This is a genomic window from Woeseia sp. D3-10, assembly GCF_055809415.1.
The window spans coordinates 2798229-2814933 of record NZ_JBVVTW010000007.1 but is presented as its reverse complement, the minus strand read 5'-3'; the positions used below and the strand labels follow the sequence as shown (position 1 = coordinate 2814933).

At 56.1% G+C, this 16705-nt stretch carries 10 protein-coding genes; 3 read left to right on the top strand and 7 right to left on the bottom strand.

The window, feature by feature from the left end:
* Window positions 1-220 precede the first annotated feature (220 nt).
* A complete protein-coding gene (locus AC0L8N_RS12835; protein ID WP_473668077.1) occupies window positions 221-1432 on the top strand; it encodes a GGDEF domain-containing protein in 1212 nt (403 codons plus the stop codon).
* Window positions 1433-1734: 302 nt separating this feature from the next.
* Here the strand turns inward: AC0L8N_RS12835 and AC0L8N_RS12830 are convergent, their stop codons facing one another.
* Entirely contained in the window at window positions 1735-3744 is a 2010-nt protein-coding gene (locus AC0L8N_RS12830) for an amidohydrolase (RefSeq protein WP_473668076.1), read from the bottom strand.
* Between the two features lie 216 nt (window positions 3745-3960).
* Here AC0L8N_RS12830 and AC0L8N_RS12825 point away from each other — a divergent pair, with 216 nt between their 5' ends.
* Window positions 3961-6093: a carboxypeptidase-like regulatory domain-containing protein gene (locus AC0L8N_RS12825; RefSeq protein ID WP_473668075.1), complete on the top strand. Its 2133-nt coding sequence runs from the start codon at window positions 3961-3963 to the stop codon at window positions 6091-6093.
* A 94-nt stretch (window positions 6094-6187) separates the two neighbouring features.
* Here AC0L8N_RS12825 and AC0L8N_RS12820 read toward each other — a convergent pair whose 3' ends face one another.
* Complete coding sequence (locus AC0L8N_RS12820) at window positions 6188-7738, bottom strand: amidase (RefSeq protein ID WP_473668074.1); 1551 nt, start codon at window positions 7736-7738, stop codon at window positions 6188-6190.
* Between the two features lie 290 nt (window positions 7739-8028).
* Between AC0L8N_RS12820 and AC0L8N_RS12815 the strand changes: the two genes are divergently transcribed.
* On the top strand, window positions 8029-8979 hold the full coding sequence (locus AC0L8N_RS12815) for an aldo/keto reductase (RefSeq protein WP_473668073.1): 951 nt from the start codon (window positions 8029-8031) through the stop codon (window positions 8977-8979).
* A gap of 246 nt (window positions 8980-9225) precedes the next feature.
* On the opposite strand, the gene nagB is transcribed toward AC0L8N_RS12815, so the two are convergent.
* From nagB to AC0L8N_RS12790, 5 genes are all read right to left on the bottom strand, one after another.
* Window positions 9226-10044, bottom strand: coding sequence for a glucosamine-6-phosphate deaminase (gene nagB, locus AC0L8N_RS12810; protein WP_473668072.1), 819 nt, complete (start codon window positions 10042-10044; stop codon window positions 9226-9228).
* A gap of 60 nt (window positions 10045-10104) precedes the next feature.
* Window positions 10105-11949, bottom strand: coding sequence for a sodium:solute symporter family protein (locus AC0L8N_RS12805; RefSeq protein WP_473668071.1), 1845 nt, complete (start codon window positions 11947-11949; stop codon window positions 10105-10107).
* A 26-nt stretch (window positions 11950-11975) separates the two neighbouring features.
* Entirely contained in the window at window positions 11976-14429 is a 2454-nt protein-coding gene (locus tag AC0L8N_RS12800; RefSeq protein WP_473668070.1) for a PIG-L family deacetylase, read from the bottom strand.
* Window positions 14430-14529: 100 nt separating this feature from the next.
* Window positions 14530-15798 (bottom strand): family 4 glycosyl hydrolase, encoded by a 1269-nt coding sequence (locus AC0L8N_RS12795; protein WP_473668069.1) that lies wholly within the window; start codon window positions 15796-15798, stop codon window positions 14530-14532.
* Window positions 15795-16616, bottom strand: coding sequence for a carbohydrate kinase family protein (locus tag AC0L8N_RS12790; RefSeq protein WP_473668068.1), 822 nt, complete (start codon window positions 16614-16616; stop codon window positions 15795-15797). The genes AC0L8N_RS12795 and AC0L8N_RS12790 overlap by 4 nt, the downstream gene beginning before the upstream one ends.
* Window positions 16617-16705: the final 89 nt, after the last annotated feature.

Sequence of the window (16705 nt, the reverse complement as noted above, 5' to 3'; positions counted from 1 at the left end):
ACACAGCCATCAGAGTCTGCAACGCTGCAGTTGCGGCGTAGGGCTCAAATTTACTGTCACGCACGTTGCTGCGCCCGTTCCTCACGTTACCGCCAACACCGCTTTTTTTAGGTTCAAAACGGGACGTGATCCCTATCGACTGCAAGGTCAATGGCGTATCTTTATCATTGTTCACTCGCCAATCGGCAGGTATGTCACGGATTCCGTGACGCACACAGCAATGACCAAAAGTCTGGACCTCGACAAGTTCCCCGATTCTGCTTACGCCCGTGAGTTACGAGATCGCCGCAGACATTTGCGCCTGTCCCCTGAGCTGGAAGCGGAATACCTGAATGAACACCTGCGGCGCGTGCAGCCACGCGTGCGGATATGGACCGGTATTGCCGCGTTGCTCGGCATCGGTTTTACGATTGCGCAGCTTGTCACACATAACACACTGAATGGCATCGTGCTGGGTCACCTGTTGATCATCTTGCCAACGAGTGTCGCATTAGCGTGGCTCGCCTGGAGCAAGGGTCACATGCGCGCATACTTGCGAGTCGCGGAACCGTTAGCCACGTTACTCGGCGCAGCCGTTGCATTTGCCGTTGCCGGTTCGGTGGCTAGTGGCAATGCGGAAGAACTGGCCTCGCTGACGCTACTGTTAATCGCGACTTTCTTTTTCATGGGCCTGCAGTTTCGTGCTGCCGTGATTGCAGGCGCAAGCATACTGCTGACCTACACCTTAGCTGCCTCAATAATCGGCGTAGCAACGCCGCTACTTGCAAAGTCGGTTGGCTTTTTGGCCATCGCCTTCGCGCTCGGCGCAACTATCGGCTACGAAGTGGAATACTCGTATCGGCGCCGTTTTCTCAGTCACGCATTAATGGTAGAGCTCGCCGATCGCGATGGATTGACCGGCTTACGCAACCGTCGCGCTTTCGATGAACACCTGTCGCGCGTATGGCAGCAGGCAATGCGGAGTCGCGCCAGTCTCGCTGTCTTGCTAATCGATATTGACCACTTCAAGCGCTACAACGATCACTACGGCCACCAAGCCGGAGACCGCGCGCTGCAGAAAGTCTCCACACTCATTTCCGGATTTGCCCGCCGACCACTGGATATCGCCGCGCGCTATGGCGGTGAGGAATTTGCAATCGTGGCGTTCGATCTGGCTGACGATGCTATCTCAGACATTGCCAGACGCTTGTGTACTGCTGTCGAAGCTCTGCAGATCGAGCACGCCGGCTCTGCCTGCAGTCCACACGTAACTATCAGTATTGGCGTCGGCCTCGCACAACCGAAGATGAACCGGTCACCAGCCGGGTTGTTGCAACTCGCCGATCAGGCCCTCTATGCCGCGAAGTCGGCCGGCCGCAATGGTTTCGTCATACATGGTCAGGAGTCTTACGAAGTCCTGGTAACCGGCGTCTATAAGACCAACAACAGCTGACTCAGAACCCCTGTTGATTTTGGTGCAGACCTCCTGTCTCGCCATCCAAGACCCAATTGAGACCTTCGAAGCCACACCGGATTCTTGTTCAAGTACAAAGATGCTTCTTCAATAGAGGTAATGACGTCCATGTAGCTTGGCAGTCAAGTCGCATGACTCCTGGACCCTGATGACGGGATTCGCCCGCAAGTAATCTTTGCAAGACGAATCTCGGCAACGCTCAGCATTGCGGCACGCTGGACTGACCAAGAGTCGTCCGGTTGCAGCCGCAACCGGACGCAACCAATCCCGGGACCCGCTGACTAATTCGTCGCCGTGTCATGCACGATCTTGCCGTTGAATATCGTCAAAGTGACCTGCGTACCACCAATTTCCTGTGGCATGCCTGCCTCGGCGAGCTCTACGATGTTTCGGTCCAGAGCGATAAGGTCCGCGGCTCTGCCTGCCTCGATACTGCCGAGCTTGTCACTATGACCAAACAGCTTTGCAGCATTCATGGTAAATGCCGCAATGGCAGAATGAATATCGATACGTTGATTCGTATTCATCACTGTCTCGCCGTTACTGCGGGTGATCGCCTGCTGCATACTCACGAACGGAATCGGGTCGCGGCCACCCACCGGCGCATCACTGCCGTTCACGATGTTCCCGCCATAGTCCTGAATGCTCTTCACCGGGTATACGTTTTGCATGTAGTACGTATCCGGGTTGTAGAGATCGGCGATACCATCAATCTGTTCAATGAACGGCGTTACCATCATGTCGTACGCAATACCCGGAGTTGCCCACACAAAAGTGAAGACCACCGATATGCCGAGCTCACCGATTCGTTTCTGATCATCGGGGTGTGCGAGTTGCACGTGTGCAAGACTCTGCGACGTACCGTTGCGATCAGCGACGGCCTTTACTTTGCTGAATTCATCAACTGCGATCCTTACACCTTTGTCGGCGAGCGCGTGCACATGCACATGGAAACCCGCTTCGGTGGCTTTGCGGATGTACGCGCGTACAAACGCCTCTTCGTGCTCAAGCACACCGCTGTTCGGTATACATTGCTGCGGATAGAAGCCGTACTCAGACACGAATGCCTCAAGTCGCTCCGACGTGGTATAGCTTTGCGGGTTCGACTGCACGGACCGACAAACCTCGCGATCCTGATCAACATAGCCGATCACATCGAATGAACCGTCATCGACGCTACCTGCGAAAATCGGTTGCTTGTAATTCTCCAGCAATGCGGCAACTGGCAGTGTCGGCGGCAATGTCAGCGGATTGCCTTCAAGCACGGCATCGGCGAACAATTTGACCCCGTCCGCAGCCACAAACTCATAGTCTGCGTATTGTTCGCGTAATGCCTTCAGTGACTCCAGGTGTGCATCAATGTCGGCGATGCGTTCTGTCGGCGGCTCAACCATTGCCGCCCGCAGTCGGAACGTCATTTCGCCACGTTCTTCCAAACGCCCGTACGCAGCGAGTGTCGCAGGTGTGACAATAGCGTCTTGCAACGACGTGATCCCGTTCGCGGCCAACTTTGGAGCAACCCGCGACAAGGTGCCGTCCAGATCACCGTTCATGCCGAGCATGTCTTCGAACCAGTTACTCCGCAGCAAGGTTCGCGCGTCTTCGTTGATGCCACCAGTCGGTTCACCATTGGCATCGACATTGATCATGGGCCTGAAAGCCGCGTAGTCCGACTCTAGCGTACGAGCGTTGATCTCCAGAGTTTGACCCGCTTCATTGGTTGCGAGCGACAACGCCAGACTGTTAGCCGCGCCGTGGTGACCGTCATCGCCGTACAGAAATATTGGATGCTCGGTGGACACCGCATCCAGCGCCGCACGAATATGCGGCAGATCTTCGCTGGGTTGATTGCCCCCGGAGAAAGCCCATTGCAAGACAATCAACCACTCGCCGGGCGCAATCTCGTGTTCAGCGAGACACGCTTTAAGCACAGGCACCATTGCTTCGAGCGAATACGATTTTGAATCCAGGTCGCAGTTGTCCGGTTCAACCGTCCCCAAAGCGTGGATATGCATATCGTGCAAGCCTGGCATGAGCATTGCGCCACCCAGGTCGCGAACAAGCGTCGATGGGCCGATATAGTGAGTCGCGTCTTCAGTGGATCCAACAAAGACAATCGTCTCACCATTAATGGCAACGGCTTCGGCGACCGACCGGGCATCGTCCACGGTGTAGACGTAGGCGTTGGTCAGTACCAGGTCCGCTACGTTTTGCTGCGTGCCTTGCTGGCAAGCCGTCAGCAAAGTGATTACGGTCAATGCTGTCAATTTGCCTGCTATGCGTACGTTCATTGCGCCCCCGATAGTGTCCGATTCGAGCCAGAATCACTTCTGGACTATAGCGAAACGGCGGCGAAAGACACACAGGTTATAAGCTCCCTGCCGACCTCGGCGGGCAGACTGCCGGCTGCTCACGTCATGAAGTGTCAAGAACGCAGCGAAGTCAAAACGAGCAGCAGTAAGCATGATAATGTTTACAACAGTTCCCGCCGATTCGGAGGTCCAGCCATGCCACTACGTACCACCTGCGCTTTGCTAGTACTTGTCGCGACATCGCTGTTGGCCAGTTGCCAGCGAAGCTCTGCGCCCCAACCGGAACCTTTAAATGAATCGCCCGCCATCGCGATGGATGCGGACGATATCGCCGGCATCGTGTCGAGCGCCGCCGGTCCCGAAGCCGGCGTTTGGGTCATCGCCGAAACGAATGACCTCGATACACGCTTCGCGCGCATTGTCGTCACGGATGACGAAGGCCGTTACCTTGTTCCAGACCTGCCCGCTGCCAATTACCAACTCTGGGTGCGCGGTTACGGACTGACTGATTCTGCAAGAGTTGCCGCATCACCCGGCGATCGGCTCGACCTCACGGCTGTCACTGCCACCAGCCCGGCTGAGGCAGCACGCTATTACCCGGCTGCATACTGGTACGCCATGATGGACCTGCCCAGCGAAGGCGAAGTTGCCGAACTTCCCGGCGGTATGAACTACTACCTGACGTGGATGAAGAACATGGGCTGCGTTGGTTGCCATCAGTTGGGCAACGAAGCCACCCGTACCATGCCTGCCGCGTTTGCGGATATCGAATCGTCCGAACAGGCATGGGCCCGGCGCCTCGCTTCCGGCCAGGCCGGGCACAACATGATCGGCATCGCAGCCGAACGACTGCGCGGCTTGCCGTTCAAGTACCTCGCGGACTGGAGTGACCGAATCGCTGAAGGCGAATTACCGGCGCACACACCGGCACGACCAACGGGCGTCGAACGCAACATCGTCGCCACGGTACGCGACTGGTCGGAGCCGCAATTCTACATGCACGATTTATCGGGCACGGACCGGCGCGACCCAACCGTCAATGGTTACGGCCGTCTGTACGGTGCGCCCGAGTTGAGTACCGACAAGATGCCTATACTGGATCCTGTTGCGAATACGGCCGTCGAGTTTGCACTGCCGGTTCGCGATGAAGACACGCCAACAACTAACGAAGACCCGGTCGTTGCACCTTCCCCCTACTGGAACGATGAGCGTATTTGGGACAGTCGTGCCAATGTCCATAATCCGATGCTTGATCAGGACGGCCGGGTCTGGCTCACCGCGCGGATTCGTGCGGCCAACAACCCGGACTTCTGCAAGCCCGGTTCGTCGCACCCGTCAGCGCAGCTTTATCCGAAAGACCGGGCCAGTCGTCATCTGGCAATCTTCGATCCGGAAACGCAGGACTACACGTTCGTCGACACCTGCTTCGGGACACATCACCTGCAGTTCGCGTATGACGACCGCAATACCTTGTGGACCAGCGGTGGCGGCGATGTCGTGGGCTGGCTCGATACGACCACGTTCTTTGAAACCGGCGACGCCGCCGCGGCACAAGGCTGGGCACCGCTGATACTCGATACCAACGGCAACGGCAAACAGGATCCGTGGACGGAGCCGGGTGCACCGCAGGACGCAGAACTCGATACGCGCGTGCCAAACGGTTTTTACGCGGTCATGCCCGAACCGAATGGCAACGCTGTCTGGGGGTCGAACGCGTTCCGCTACCCGGGATCAATCACGCGCCTGATGCCAGGCGACAACCCGCCCCAAACGGCTCTCGCGGAAATGTATTACCCGCCATTGCCGGGCTTCGGTGTACGCGGCGCGGATATCGACAAACAAGGTGTCGTCTGGAGTTCGCTCGGCAGCGGGCACCTCGGCGAGTTCGACCGGAGCAAGTGCAAAGGGCCGCTCAATGGTCCCGATGCCACGGGCAACCATTGCCCGGAAGGCTGGACCTTGCATGATTTGCCAGGACCGGGCTTTGCCGAACTGCCGCAGTTCAGCGTCGAGTCGAGTTACTACACCTGGGTGGACCAGCACAACTCGCTGGGCCTTGGCGAGGATGTGCCCATTGCCACCGGCAACCTGTTTGATGGGGTACACGCGCTGGTTGATGACGAGTTCGTCACCTTGCGCGTCCCCTACCCGATGGGCTTTTACACCAAGGGTTTCGAAGGCCGCATTGATGATCCGGATGCCGGCTGGAAAGGCCGGGGTCTGTGGGTACCGGAAGGTGATCGCACACCGTGGTTAAAGGAGGGTGGCAAGGGCTCGAAGCCTATCGTCGTACACTTCCAGGTAAGACCGAACCCGCTGGCAAAATAGCGGATCGAAAAAGGACACGCACGACAGGCCACGGCGTTGCTGCCGACCTATGGCAGACCATACTGAGTGGAATCGTGCGTGTTCTTTATCCCGGCTACTGACTGATCTCTGGTGGCCGACGCTGGTACCCCGCCTGTTCAAGAGCATAGGCATAGCGGATCAGCGCTGCGTCACTGAATTCACCACCGATAAACGACACGCCGACTGGCATGCCGAATATATCGCCGGCGGGAAGCGTTACGCTGGCGTAGCCGGAAATCGCAGCCAGCGATGAACTCGAAACACCGGACGACTGATCACCGTTGACATGGTCTGTCATCCACGCCGGGCTGCGGGTTGGTGCGATCAACGCGTCGAGCCGGTGGGTCCTGAGCGCGTCATTGATCGCGTTTTGTGAGATGCGCTTGCTGTCCGCCAGTGCCTGCACGTATTCGGGGTCAGTAAGCGGACCCTTGGTTTCCGCCTCCAGCATCCGTTCCTGACCAAACAGCGGCATGGCCGTAGCGCGGTTATCCTCGTTGAACGCGATGACTTCCGCAAGGCTGCGCAATGGCGCTTTGCTTGCGATCAGATACTGTTTCAAATCCTCTTTGAATTCGTAGTACAGCACTTGCCGCGCGGCCTCGCCCATACCGTCCGTGTCGATGTCCAGAGGGTCGATAATTTCCGCGCCCAGCGATTCGAGTGTTGTGATGGTGTTTGCAAGAATCGCCTCAACCCGCGGGTCGTTATTCACACCGCTGTAGCCGCGCCAGACTCCAATTCTTGCACCGCGTAATGCATTCCTTGAAAGGTTCTGGGAGAAATCCGGTACAGACGGAGGGAAATGATCCGCCAATGGATCAGTGGCATCACGTCCCGTAATCGCGGTCAGTAGTATCGCCGCATCCTTGACGGTTCGTGCCATCGGCCCGGCCGTGTCCTGACTGTGCGCGATGGGAATAATGCCGCTGCGACTAACGAGACCCAACGACGGTTTTATCCCAACCAGGCCGTTCACACTTGAGGGACAGACAATGGAACCGTTGGTTTCCGTGCCTATAGCAACGCTGACAAGACTGGCCGCAACCGCGACCGCCGAACCACTCGATGAACCACAGGGGTTTCGCGCCGGGTCGTACGCGTTTCTGGTTTGTCCACCAATACTGCTCCAGCCACTCGATGAATGCGTGGAGCGAAAATTGGCCCACTCGCTAAGGTTGGCTTTGCCGAGAATCACTGCACCGGCGGCGCGCAGTTGTTGCACGATGAACGCATCCTGCGGCGGCCGATGACCTTTGAGCGCCAGCGAGCCTGCCGTCGTTTCCATGCGATCGGCGGTATCAATGTTGGCTTTCAGTACGACGGGAATACCGTGCATCGGACCACGCGAACCGGTCCGCATCCGCTCTTCGTCCAGGCTGCGGGCAATGGCGAGCGCATCCGGATTGATCTCAATGATTGAATTCAACGCCGGGCCATTGCGGTCAATAGCTTCAATGCGATCGAGATAAAACTGGGTCAGCGCCACAGCGCTCAGCTCACCGCTTTCCATCCGTGCTTGCAGCGTAGCAATATCCGTTTCACGGTAGTCGGCCAGTTCCCCGCTCGTCGTACAAGCAGAGAGGACGAAGACAAGCAGCAGTGTCAGCAGGCGATAACTCATTGAAACTCCCCGATTATTGGAATTGATGCGTGGTTCACATCGTCGCGATCTTAGCGCACGGCTCTGCCAGCACCAACCGCCCACGTGACGCGTCAGCATGATCGCACTGGTCCCCGCCGCACAAATACGTCGATACGCCGTCGTTCTTGACACTTCTAATAGGTGTTGCCGCGGGCATTTAATTAAGATCGGACGTTACTGTTTTCGGAACCATGCATTCAGATTTGACCCTCGATCTTCCGCTATGCTGAAAATTGACGGCACAACCGCCAACCAGTGAGGACCAAGCAATGATTTCACGACGCGACTATCTCAAGTATTCATTGATTGCCGGAGCGGCATCGACACTGCCTGTCGGCATTCTGCAGGCGCTGGAAGGCCAGCAACTGATCCAGCGGGCGATACCAAAGACCGGTGAAAAGCTACCCATCGTCGGCCTCGGCTCTTCAGCCACGTTCCGGCGCCTGGCAGAAGATGGCAACACCAATCAGCTGAGTGACGTCATCAAGACCATGCTCGACAACGGTGGCCGCGTATTCGACACCGCGCCCGGGTACGGCGAGTCTGAAGAAGTGGCCGGCGAGATTGTCCAGCAACTGGGTGCGACCAAAGACATTTTCTGGGCAACGAAACTTAACGTAGCAGGACGCGGCGGTGCTGCCGCAGACCCCGCCAAAGCGCACGCCCAGCTTGAGGATTCGTTCAGATTCATCGGCAAAGACCCGATCGATCTTATCCAGGTGCACAACCTCGGGGATGTGCCCACGCAGATGGGCATATTGAAAGAACTCAAGCAGGAAGGCCGGGTTCGTTACATCGGCGTAACCTTCACGGGATCCAGTCGGTACGACGAGCTGGCCCAGGTGTTACGGGACGAGCCCGTTGATTTCGTTGGCGTTGACTATGCAGTCGACAACCGGGACGCCGCGAAGGAGATTTTTCCCGTTGCGAAAGACCGTGGTGTAGGCGTGCTCGTGTACCTGCCGTTCGGCCGCACGCGGCTCTGGAACCGGGTCGGCGACCGGCCTGTGCCGGAATGGGCCAAGGAAATTGGCGCCGAGACCTGGGCACAGTTCTTCATCAAGTTTGCCGCCGCACACCCGGACGTCACAACTGTCACACCCGCTACCAGCAAGCCGCACCACATGCTCGACAATCTGGGCGCGGGCGTAGGCGAGTTGCCGGACAAAGCGCTGCAAAAACGTATGGCTGAGTTTGTCGATGCATTGCCTTCGGCCTGAAACACTCTGAGATTTGTGCTGGGGAGTGTTGCTCCGCAGGCGATTTCGAAAGTTCAGAAAATGGCCCCAACCGGGGCCATTTTTTTGGCTGCAAGAGCCATCTGACTGCGGGCACACAATGATCAGATTCGCAATCTGTACCCGGTCATTAACTTGTGTCGGAGACCTGGCCCGACCTGCCGCTCACTGATCGACTGATTACAGGCGGCAATCGACACTTACGGCAACGTATAACGCCGATTCGAGCTAGGTCAGTGCTCGGTCGACTACAAGATGTCCAAACCGGGTCTGGACCGCCGCCTGCTGCTGATGGACGTGCTGGTAGTAGTCTACGAGTTGCAACTGCGACGCCGCTGCCTGATCAACGACAACCGTCACTTTCGGGTGCAGTTGCAAAGCCGACGCTGGACACATGGACGAAACTGGCCCTTCTACGGCTGCGCTGATTGCGCGTGCTTTGCCCTCCCCGGTCGCAAGAAGCAGCACCCGCCGGGTATCCAGAATAGTACCGATGCCCATCGTTACAGCGAGCTCCGCGCTAATGCCGGCCTTGTCGGTGTTCAGGCTATTGTCATGGATGGTAGATCCGGCGAGCGTTTTGACCCGCGTTCTGGACGCCAGACTTGATGTCGGTTCGTTAAAACCAATATGCCCGTTCGTGCCAATACCAAGTAGCTGCAGGTCGATGCCGCCCGCGAGCTCAATCGAACGCTCGTATTCCTCGCCCACCTGAAAAGGGTTTTCCCCTTCGGGGCATTTCGGGATGTATGTATTCTCTACGTTGATATCAATCGCATCGAACAGCTCCCGACGCATGAATGCGCTAAAGCTCAATGGCTCGTCATCACCGATACCCACATACTCATCGAGGTTGAAGGTGGTTACGTCCTGAAAGCTGATATCGCCCTGCTGATACGCACGAATCAGGCACTTGTACAGAGCAACAGGAGTCCTGCCAGTTGCCAGACCCAACACCGCGGCGGAGTTTTGCTTCACAAGCCCGATAATTCGCTGCGCGCCGTACTCGGCTACGGCATCAGCACTGTCTAAAACTACAACTTCCATTCCACACCAATCCGTTCACACCCTATTGCAATTGCCTTGCTCGGAAGCTGAGGTCCTGCATCAATCTAATGTTTTCGAGGTTTCTGCCGTGCCACCTGCCAGCGATAGTTCCGCAAACTCGTTCGCCACGTTTTGTGTCGCAATCCGAACGGTCAACGCAGCGCCAACGATAGAAATACCAATCAGCATAATGCCGAAAACAGATTTCCCTGTCAGGGTGTAACCGATACCCAGCAGGCTTGAGTAAATAAAGATCACGCCCAGGAACCAGCCCAGCCAATTGCGGGCAGTGTTATTTTCGATTACGACATCCGGGCAACGTGCAGCAATTTCACCCCACCAGCCGCCAGGTTTGACCCTGCGGTAAAAGGCTTCCAGATGATCTGCATTCACAGGCTTCGTCAACAATGCGACGATCAACCAGAGCACTGTGCAACTGGCCAGAATGAAAGTTGCTCTAAGCATGTCGTAGTCAGAACTGTAGAACTGGTCGAGTTGGGCATGCACTCCGTCCGACACAAGCCCGACATTGAACAAGAGATTGATGAGAATCATGCCATTGGCCAGCACCAGCGTTCCCGCCATTGCACTGATCTCAGCCCAGGCATTGACCCGCCACCAGTACCAGCGCAGCAGATTGACAATCGCAAGGCCAGCGGTAATTTCGAGAATGTAGATCCAGCCACTCTCGATCGATTCCATTTGCCACGCCGTAATGGCCGCCAACCCAGCCAGAATCAGAACGGATACTCTTGAAACCAGTACGTAGTGGCTATCGGAAGCGTTCTTCTTATAGAAGCGCTTATAGATATCGTTAACCATGTACGAGCCTCCCCAACACAAGTGGGTATCCATCGTGCTCATGAAGGCGGCAAGGAACGATGCAATGATGATGCCCTTCAAACCAACGGGAACCACCTGCTCGATCATCATGGGGTACGCGAGTTCCGGGTCGGCCAGCAATTCCGGTGAAGAAGTGGCTATCGGGAACATGATCAACGACCCCAGGCCGACGACGATCCATGGCCAGGTAATCATTACGTTAGCGGCAAAGTTGAACCAAAGCGCGGCCAGAACCGATTGCTTCTCGTTCTTGGTGGCAAACAGCCGCTGCGCTAGATAGCCGTCGCCCTGTGCACTGCGTGCCCAGAGGATAAATATCAATACCAGGTAAGAAACAAACTGCAGAGAGCTGATGTTGTCGGAGTCGGGGACCAAATCCAGGGTACCGGGATTAACACCTTCAATACTGGAAATCTGCGCGGCCATCTCGGCCGGCCCACCCAGTTCGTACAGAACCAGACCCGCGAAGATGACGGTACCGATAGTTCCTGTGATGAACTGGAACAAATCGGTAACGACGACTCCCCACAAACCGGCAGTAACGGTATAGGCCAGTGCCACGCAAACGCAAACTACCAAGGTATACAGAGGGTCAAAGCCGAACATGACCTGCGAGAACTTCATCATGGCGAGTAGAACGAAACCCATGATGACCAGGTTCTTGATCACACCGTGATAGAGCGCTGTAAATGTCCGCAACGCGGTTGCCGCTTTGCCGGTGTACCGCAACTCAATGAACTCGGCGTCCGTGACGATATTGGCGCGCCGCCACAGCTTCGCGTAGAAAAACACGATGACCATGACCCCGGTCGCTTCGTACCACCACAACCAGTTGGCGAAGATTCCGTGCTGGCGGACCAATGACGCTGCAAGCAACGGCGCATCGGTTGCGAAATAAGTAGCCGCCAGTGAGGTACCGGCGAGCCACCACGGCAATGCCCTGCCGGCAACGAAATACTCTTCTATATTTGAGCTTGATCGTTTACTGAACCAAAGACCGATGCCTACGGTTACGCAGCAGTAGGCTGCGATTACGATCCAGTCAATATAGTGCAAGTTCATTCATTGCTCCCTAACAGAACGCCAGTTTATTTCAGGTGAATCTCGGGCCAGATGTACGGTACCGCCTGCTGGTCACCACGAACTGACGACCAGCCCAGGCGACGACCTCCGGTCGTACCACTGATATCCGTCTCGTCATACTCGTAGACCAGCACATTGACATTGACGCGGTCGCCCGTTGTGGGGTTCGGCATGGCAGCGCCGTCAACGCCTCGGCTTGGAACAGCAGCCCATGGAATCTTGATCTCCATGTTGTACTTGCCCTGTTGACTGCCACTGGCGTCTATGTCGCCAACACTTACCTCGAACCCAGGTGCCGTGTCTTCTGCAATTTCTGCTGCACTGCCTGTTACATTGACCAGACCCTGATTGGCATCCGCATCGCGAGCAGCTCGCGCGCCCCACACGGCCTTGCCTTCAGCATCCCGGGTGCAGGGGAAAATGCCAACCTTGAAAGTACGTGCTGTGAACAGCGCGGCATCGCCCGTTTGTTGCGGGGGAATTCTTGAACCTTCGTCGCCGGCATCGTTGAACTGCCTTCTGTCTACGCCGATCTCAATCGAGTCGGTCAACCAATGAGCATTGATTTCATCTGCTGTCCGACCGCAGCTGACGTAATCGTCGGTGATCTCCAGCGCCAGATACAAAGCCGTGTCGTCATAGGTCATGTAGCCGCGAACACCGAGATCGGAATCTTCCCCGGTGCCGCGCGAGCGGCCCGACCATTGATCCTTGTGACCGAAGCTAAAGGTCGGCTGCTCGACACTTTGCTTAATGTCTGCCAGGTCCGCATCCACAGCAACGCTGGCGCTGGCCGCCGCGCCTATCTCGGCGCTGGGAACAAGGTAGATGTCAGCGATCTGAGTCGACAGCCCCGCGGCCGTCGTCACCTTGAGAACGCCGCTGATATTCTCCGAGCTCTTCCCTTCCGGCAACACCTGGGCCGACTTGGGAGTCAGTTCGAAGGCATAGTCTCTTCCGCCAGCCGGCACTTCAATCGGTTCAGCCACGACGATGTCAGACATCCCATCCACCGGCGCACCGTTCTCGTCGACAAAGCCCAGCGTAACAGTCGACATCGCTGGCTGGCCGGAATTATTGACCAGCTTCACATTCAATGTATTTGCCTGATCCAGCATGAGCACGACACGCGGCGGCACGCTAAGGTTTAGCCAGTCGATGTTGTTCTCGGCCGAAAATTTGTGGAAGTTGGCAATTTCGTATGTAGAAACGAACTCGCCTTCCACGGGTGCTGTCACGCCAACGATGGCGAAGTTATCACCGTGCAATTCTTCGCCGGCATACTCGCCAACCAGCGTGAACAGCAAGCGCTGTAAGTTGCCAACTGTTTCTGCACCTGTCGGGGTGGCAGTGAACTCCACGGTGAATGGTGCGCCTGAACGGACGTCCTCAACGCTCAGCGGCTTGCTCGTACTATCGACAGCAAAGCCGTCCGGCGCTTTGACATCGAGTCGAACGTTTGTCAGGCCACTCGCAACGTTCTCGGGAAAGTAGAGCTCCACTGACAGATTCAACTGTCGACCCAAAGCGACCGTAGCTGCACTTTGGGAGACTTCCATAGTAGTGCCATCCGGGTACCGGGAGGCAAACAGGTACTTGTCTTCGGCTTTGTCGTTATGGGTTGTGGCGGGATCTTTAACCGGCACACGGCTTGCCAGCAGCAGGAAACCCTCGTCGCCTTCACGTACCGTGCTTTCCTGCCAGCCCTGCGAAATAAACGTGCGCCGCGCCTTCTGGTTCAGGTCAGAGTACTTCTGACCACCGGCTTTCATTTCGTCACTGTTGAATATCGTGATCAGATTTTCGCCGAGGACAGGGAAGAACTTGACTGCCCGACGAATGTTATACGTGTCATTGACGTACAGTTTTTTGGGCTGATATGCCGGGTAATCGCCTGCGCAGTAGTTCGGATCGCCTGCCTTGTTATAGGCCGTTATTGCGATTCTTCCAGCCCATTGGTGCTGGCCATGGGTACCGGGGGCTGGCCACATTCCAACGAGGACCTCCGGCTTCCGCTTCCTGACCATATCGATGATCTTGCAGATATAGTTCGGATCGTTGTCTCGCCAGGTACTTGCCGCCTCTTCAGCGAACAAGGTGTAGTAGAAGTCGTACAGGCCTTGGTAGTCCTGATCAGTACTTTCAACACCGACGTAACGCATCGCTTCGATGAGCTCCTGTTTCCGGACCTCAACGAATTCGTCTCGAGTCATAGCCGGCAAAGAGTTACCGCCACCACCACTGTCAGTGATGACCATGATCCCACCGGTGGAATCCCCATCAACCGAGAACCGGGCCATCGTCGAAAACATGCCGCTCTGGTCGTCCGAATGCGCCCCAAAATGCATGTAACTCATCGCCGAGTAATTGACTCCGGCAGCGGGCTCTGCAGTTTCTTCATTGCATCCCAGGAGCAACGTGCTAATGACGAGTATCAGTGCTGTTTTTGGACTTTTCATTTCGACCTCACTTGCGTAAGAGTATCTGGCGCCAATGTCAGGCACCTCCTGATAATTGCTTTCCCGGGAATTAGCAGTGCTGGCGGTATCCTCGCAGCATTCAGGAAAACTCCGGGTAATGCTGCGATTGTTTTTCGTAGAACACGTCAAACATGCGGCTTGCCACGTTTAAATCGTGGACCATCGGATTCATTGCGAGTGCACTGAGTGCCAGGGATTTGTCTCCCTTCCAGATAGCCTCCGCTGCCCGTCGCTGGTAAATCGACAACGGACCGATCAATGCCATCTTCCAGTCCTCCAGTTCTGCAAACTTTCTGCGTTCGACACCAATCGGTGTGATGCGACACGGCATCTCAACGACTGTGTCGTAGGGCAGGTTGGGGATGGAACCCAGATTCGGTACATTCAGAATATGTTCGCTGCCGTCGCGAGTGACCAAAGCACCGATCACGTCCACGGCCATATCACCGAAATCCGAACCGCCACGTACATGCGTAAGTACCGGCTGATCTTTCGCTGATTCTTCCTTGTAATGATCGAAGTAGCTGTCGAGCTCAGACATGATGACTTCGGCGCGTGTCGGTTTACCTTTGGCACGGCTTACGAACTCGGACATATAGTAGTAATACGGCAAATAGCTGTTTGGCATGGAACCGAATCGCTTGGTCAGCGTGAACATACCCTTCAAACGGTCGTTCGCATCAGATGCAATCACCCGATCATGCGCAGCATTCATGGCCGCGACACCGTCCTCGCCGTCGATGGTGAAATCCTGCGTCCAGGTCGCATGATTCAAACCAATGGAGGTAAACTTGACGTCGGCATCTTCTCTGCCCAATGCCCCCAGCACACTTTCGATGTCACCAATACTTTGATCACAAATACTGATCGCCGGCACGTCGGAGTAACGGGTTAGTGCCTCGGCTACGATCTGGGTTGGGTTGGTGTAATTTACCAGAATGGCATTCGGCGCTTTTCTGGCCATTATCCCGGTGATGTTCCTGATGACAGGGAGCGATCGAGCGGCGAAGAAGAACCCACCTGGCCCGCAGGTTTCCTGCCCGTAGATTCCGAATGTCAGAGGGATGGCTTCGTCCTGATGTCGACACTCAAACCCTCCAGGCCGGCACGTGGTCAGTACATAGTCCGCGCCTTCAAGTGCTACTTCCAGATTCGTTGAGGAAGTGATTCTTATTCCGCCACCAGCAAGCGCTGCAAGTTTGCTTACGAGACCAGCCACGACCTCCAACATCTCTGCATTGATGTCATGCAACACGATATCGCAGCCATCAAATGTTCTGGAATTGATGAAGGCTTTGACTAGCCCGGGAGCATAGGAACTGCCGCCCCCAACAATTGTAAGTTTCACGCGTTTGCCTCCAGCAACTTTTCTAACGTTTCGCGATTTGGAATATGATTTGTAGCGCCGACCACCGTAACCGCGATCGCGCCGCAAGCCGACGCCAACTTCAATGCGCTGTCAATTGAAGCGGTTTGTCGGTAGGACAGCAGAAATCCAGCGACAAAGCTGTCACCCGCACCGGTAGCATCCACAACTTTCGTTGCCAGCGCCGGATGGTAGTGCCTCTCGCCATTGTGGATGGCAAACGCACCGCGTTCGCCATCGGTCAGGACGACGAAGGGAAAAACCGTGGACAATACGTCCAGTGCCTGTTGAAGGTCATCGACCTTGGCCAGCGACCGACCTTCATCTGCGTTGACAAAAAGTATGTCAACGATACCGCTCAACGATTTGAAGCCCTCAAGACCCAAGGCCAAATCTTCGGTGCCGATGGACAGCGAGATGGAGTGCCCGGACAACTGCACTTCTGAATTTCGCAGGTGCTTCACGCCGCCGACATGCAGATGCCGGGTGTTAGCAAGGACATTGCTCGTAATGAGCGGCAAGCCCTCTTCTTTTGAATAGGTGACCAGTGCACGGTCGCCGTCCAGCGGCATCGCGACGGTCAATTCGGGAGTAGCACCTTCCGTGCGGGTGCAAAGCGACAGGTCAACGTTGTGTCGGCCAATGTCACTTTCGATCAAGGCTGTTATCGGGTCAGTGCCCAGAGTCGCAATGTGCGTGACATCCGCACCGAGAGCTTTTAGCCAGGCCGTCGTGGTAAACACACCGCCGGCGCATACGCTGACATTGTCAGCAAATATTTCACCGCCCAGTCGAGGCATGCCAGGGAGACCGGACAACGTGATATCGCAACAGATTTGTCCCACTACACCAAACTGAAACACACGCGATCCCTGGACAAAAGCAGTTA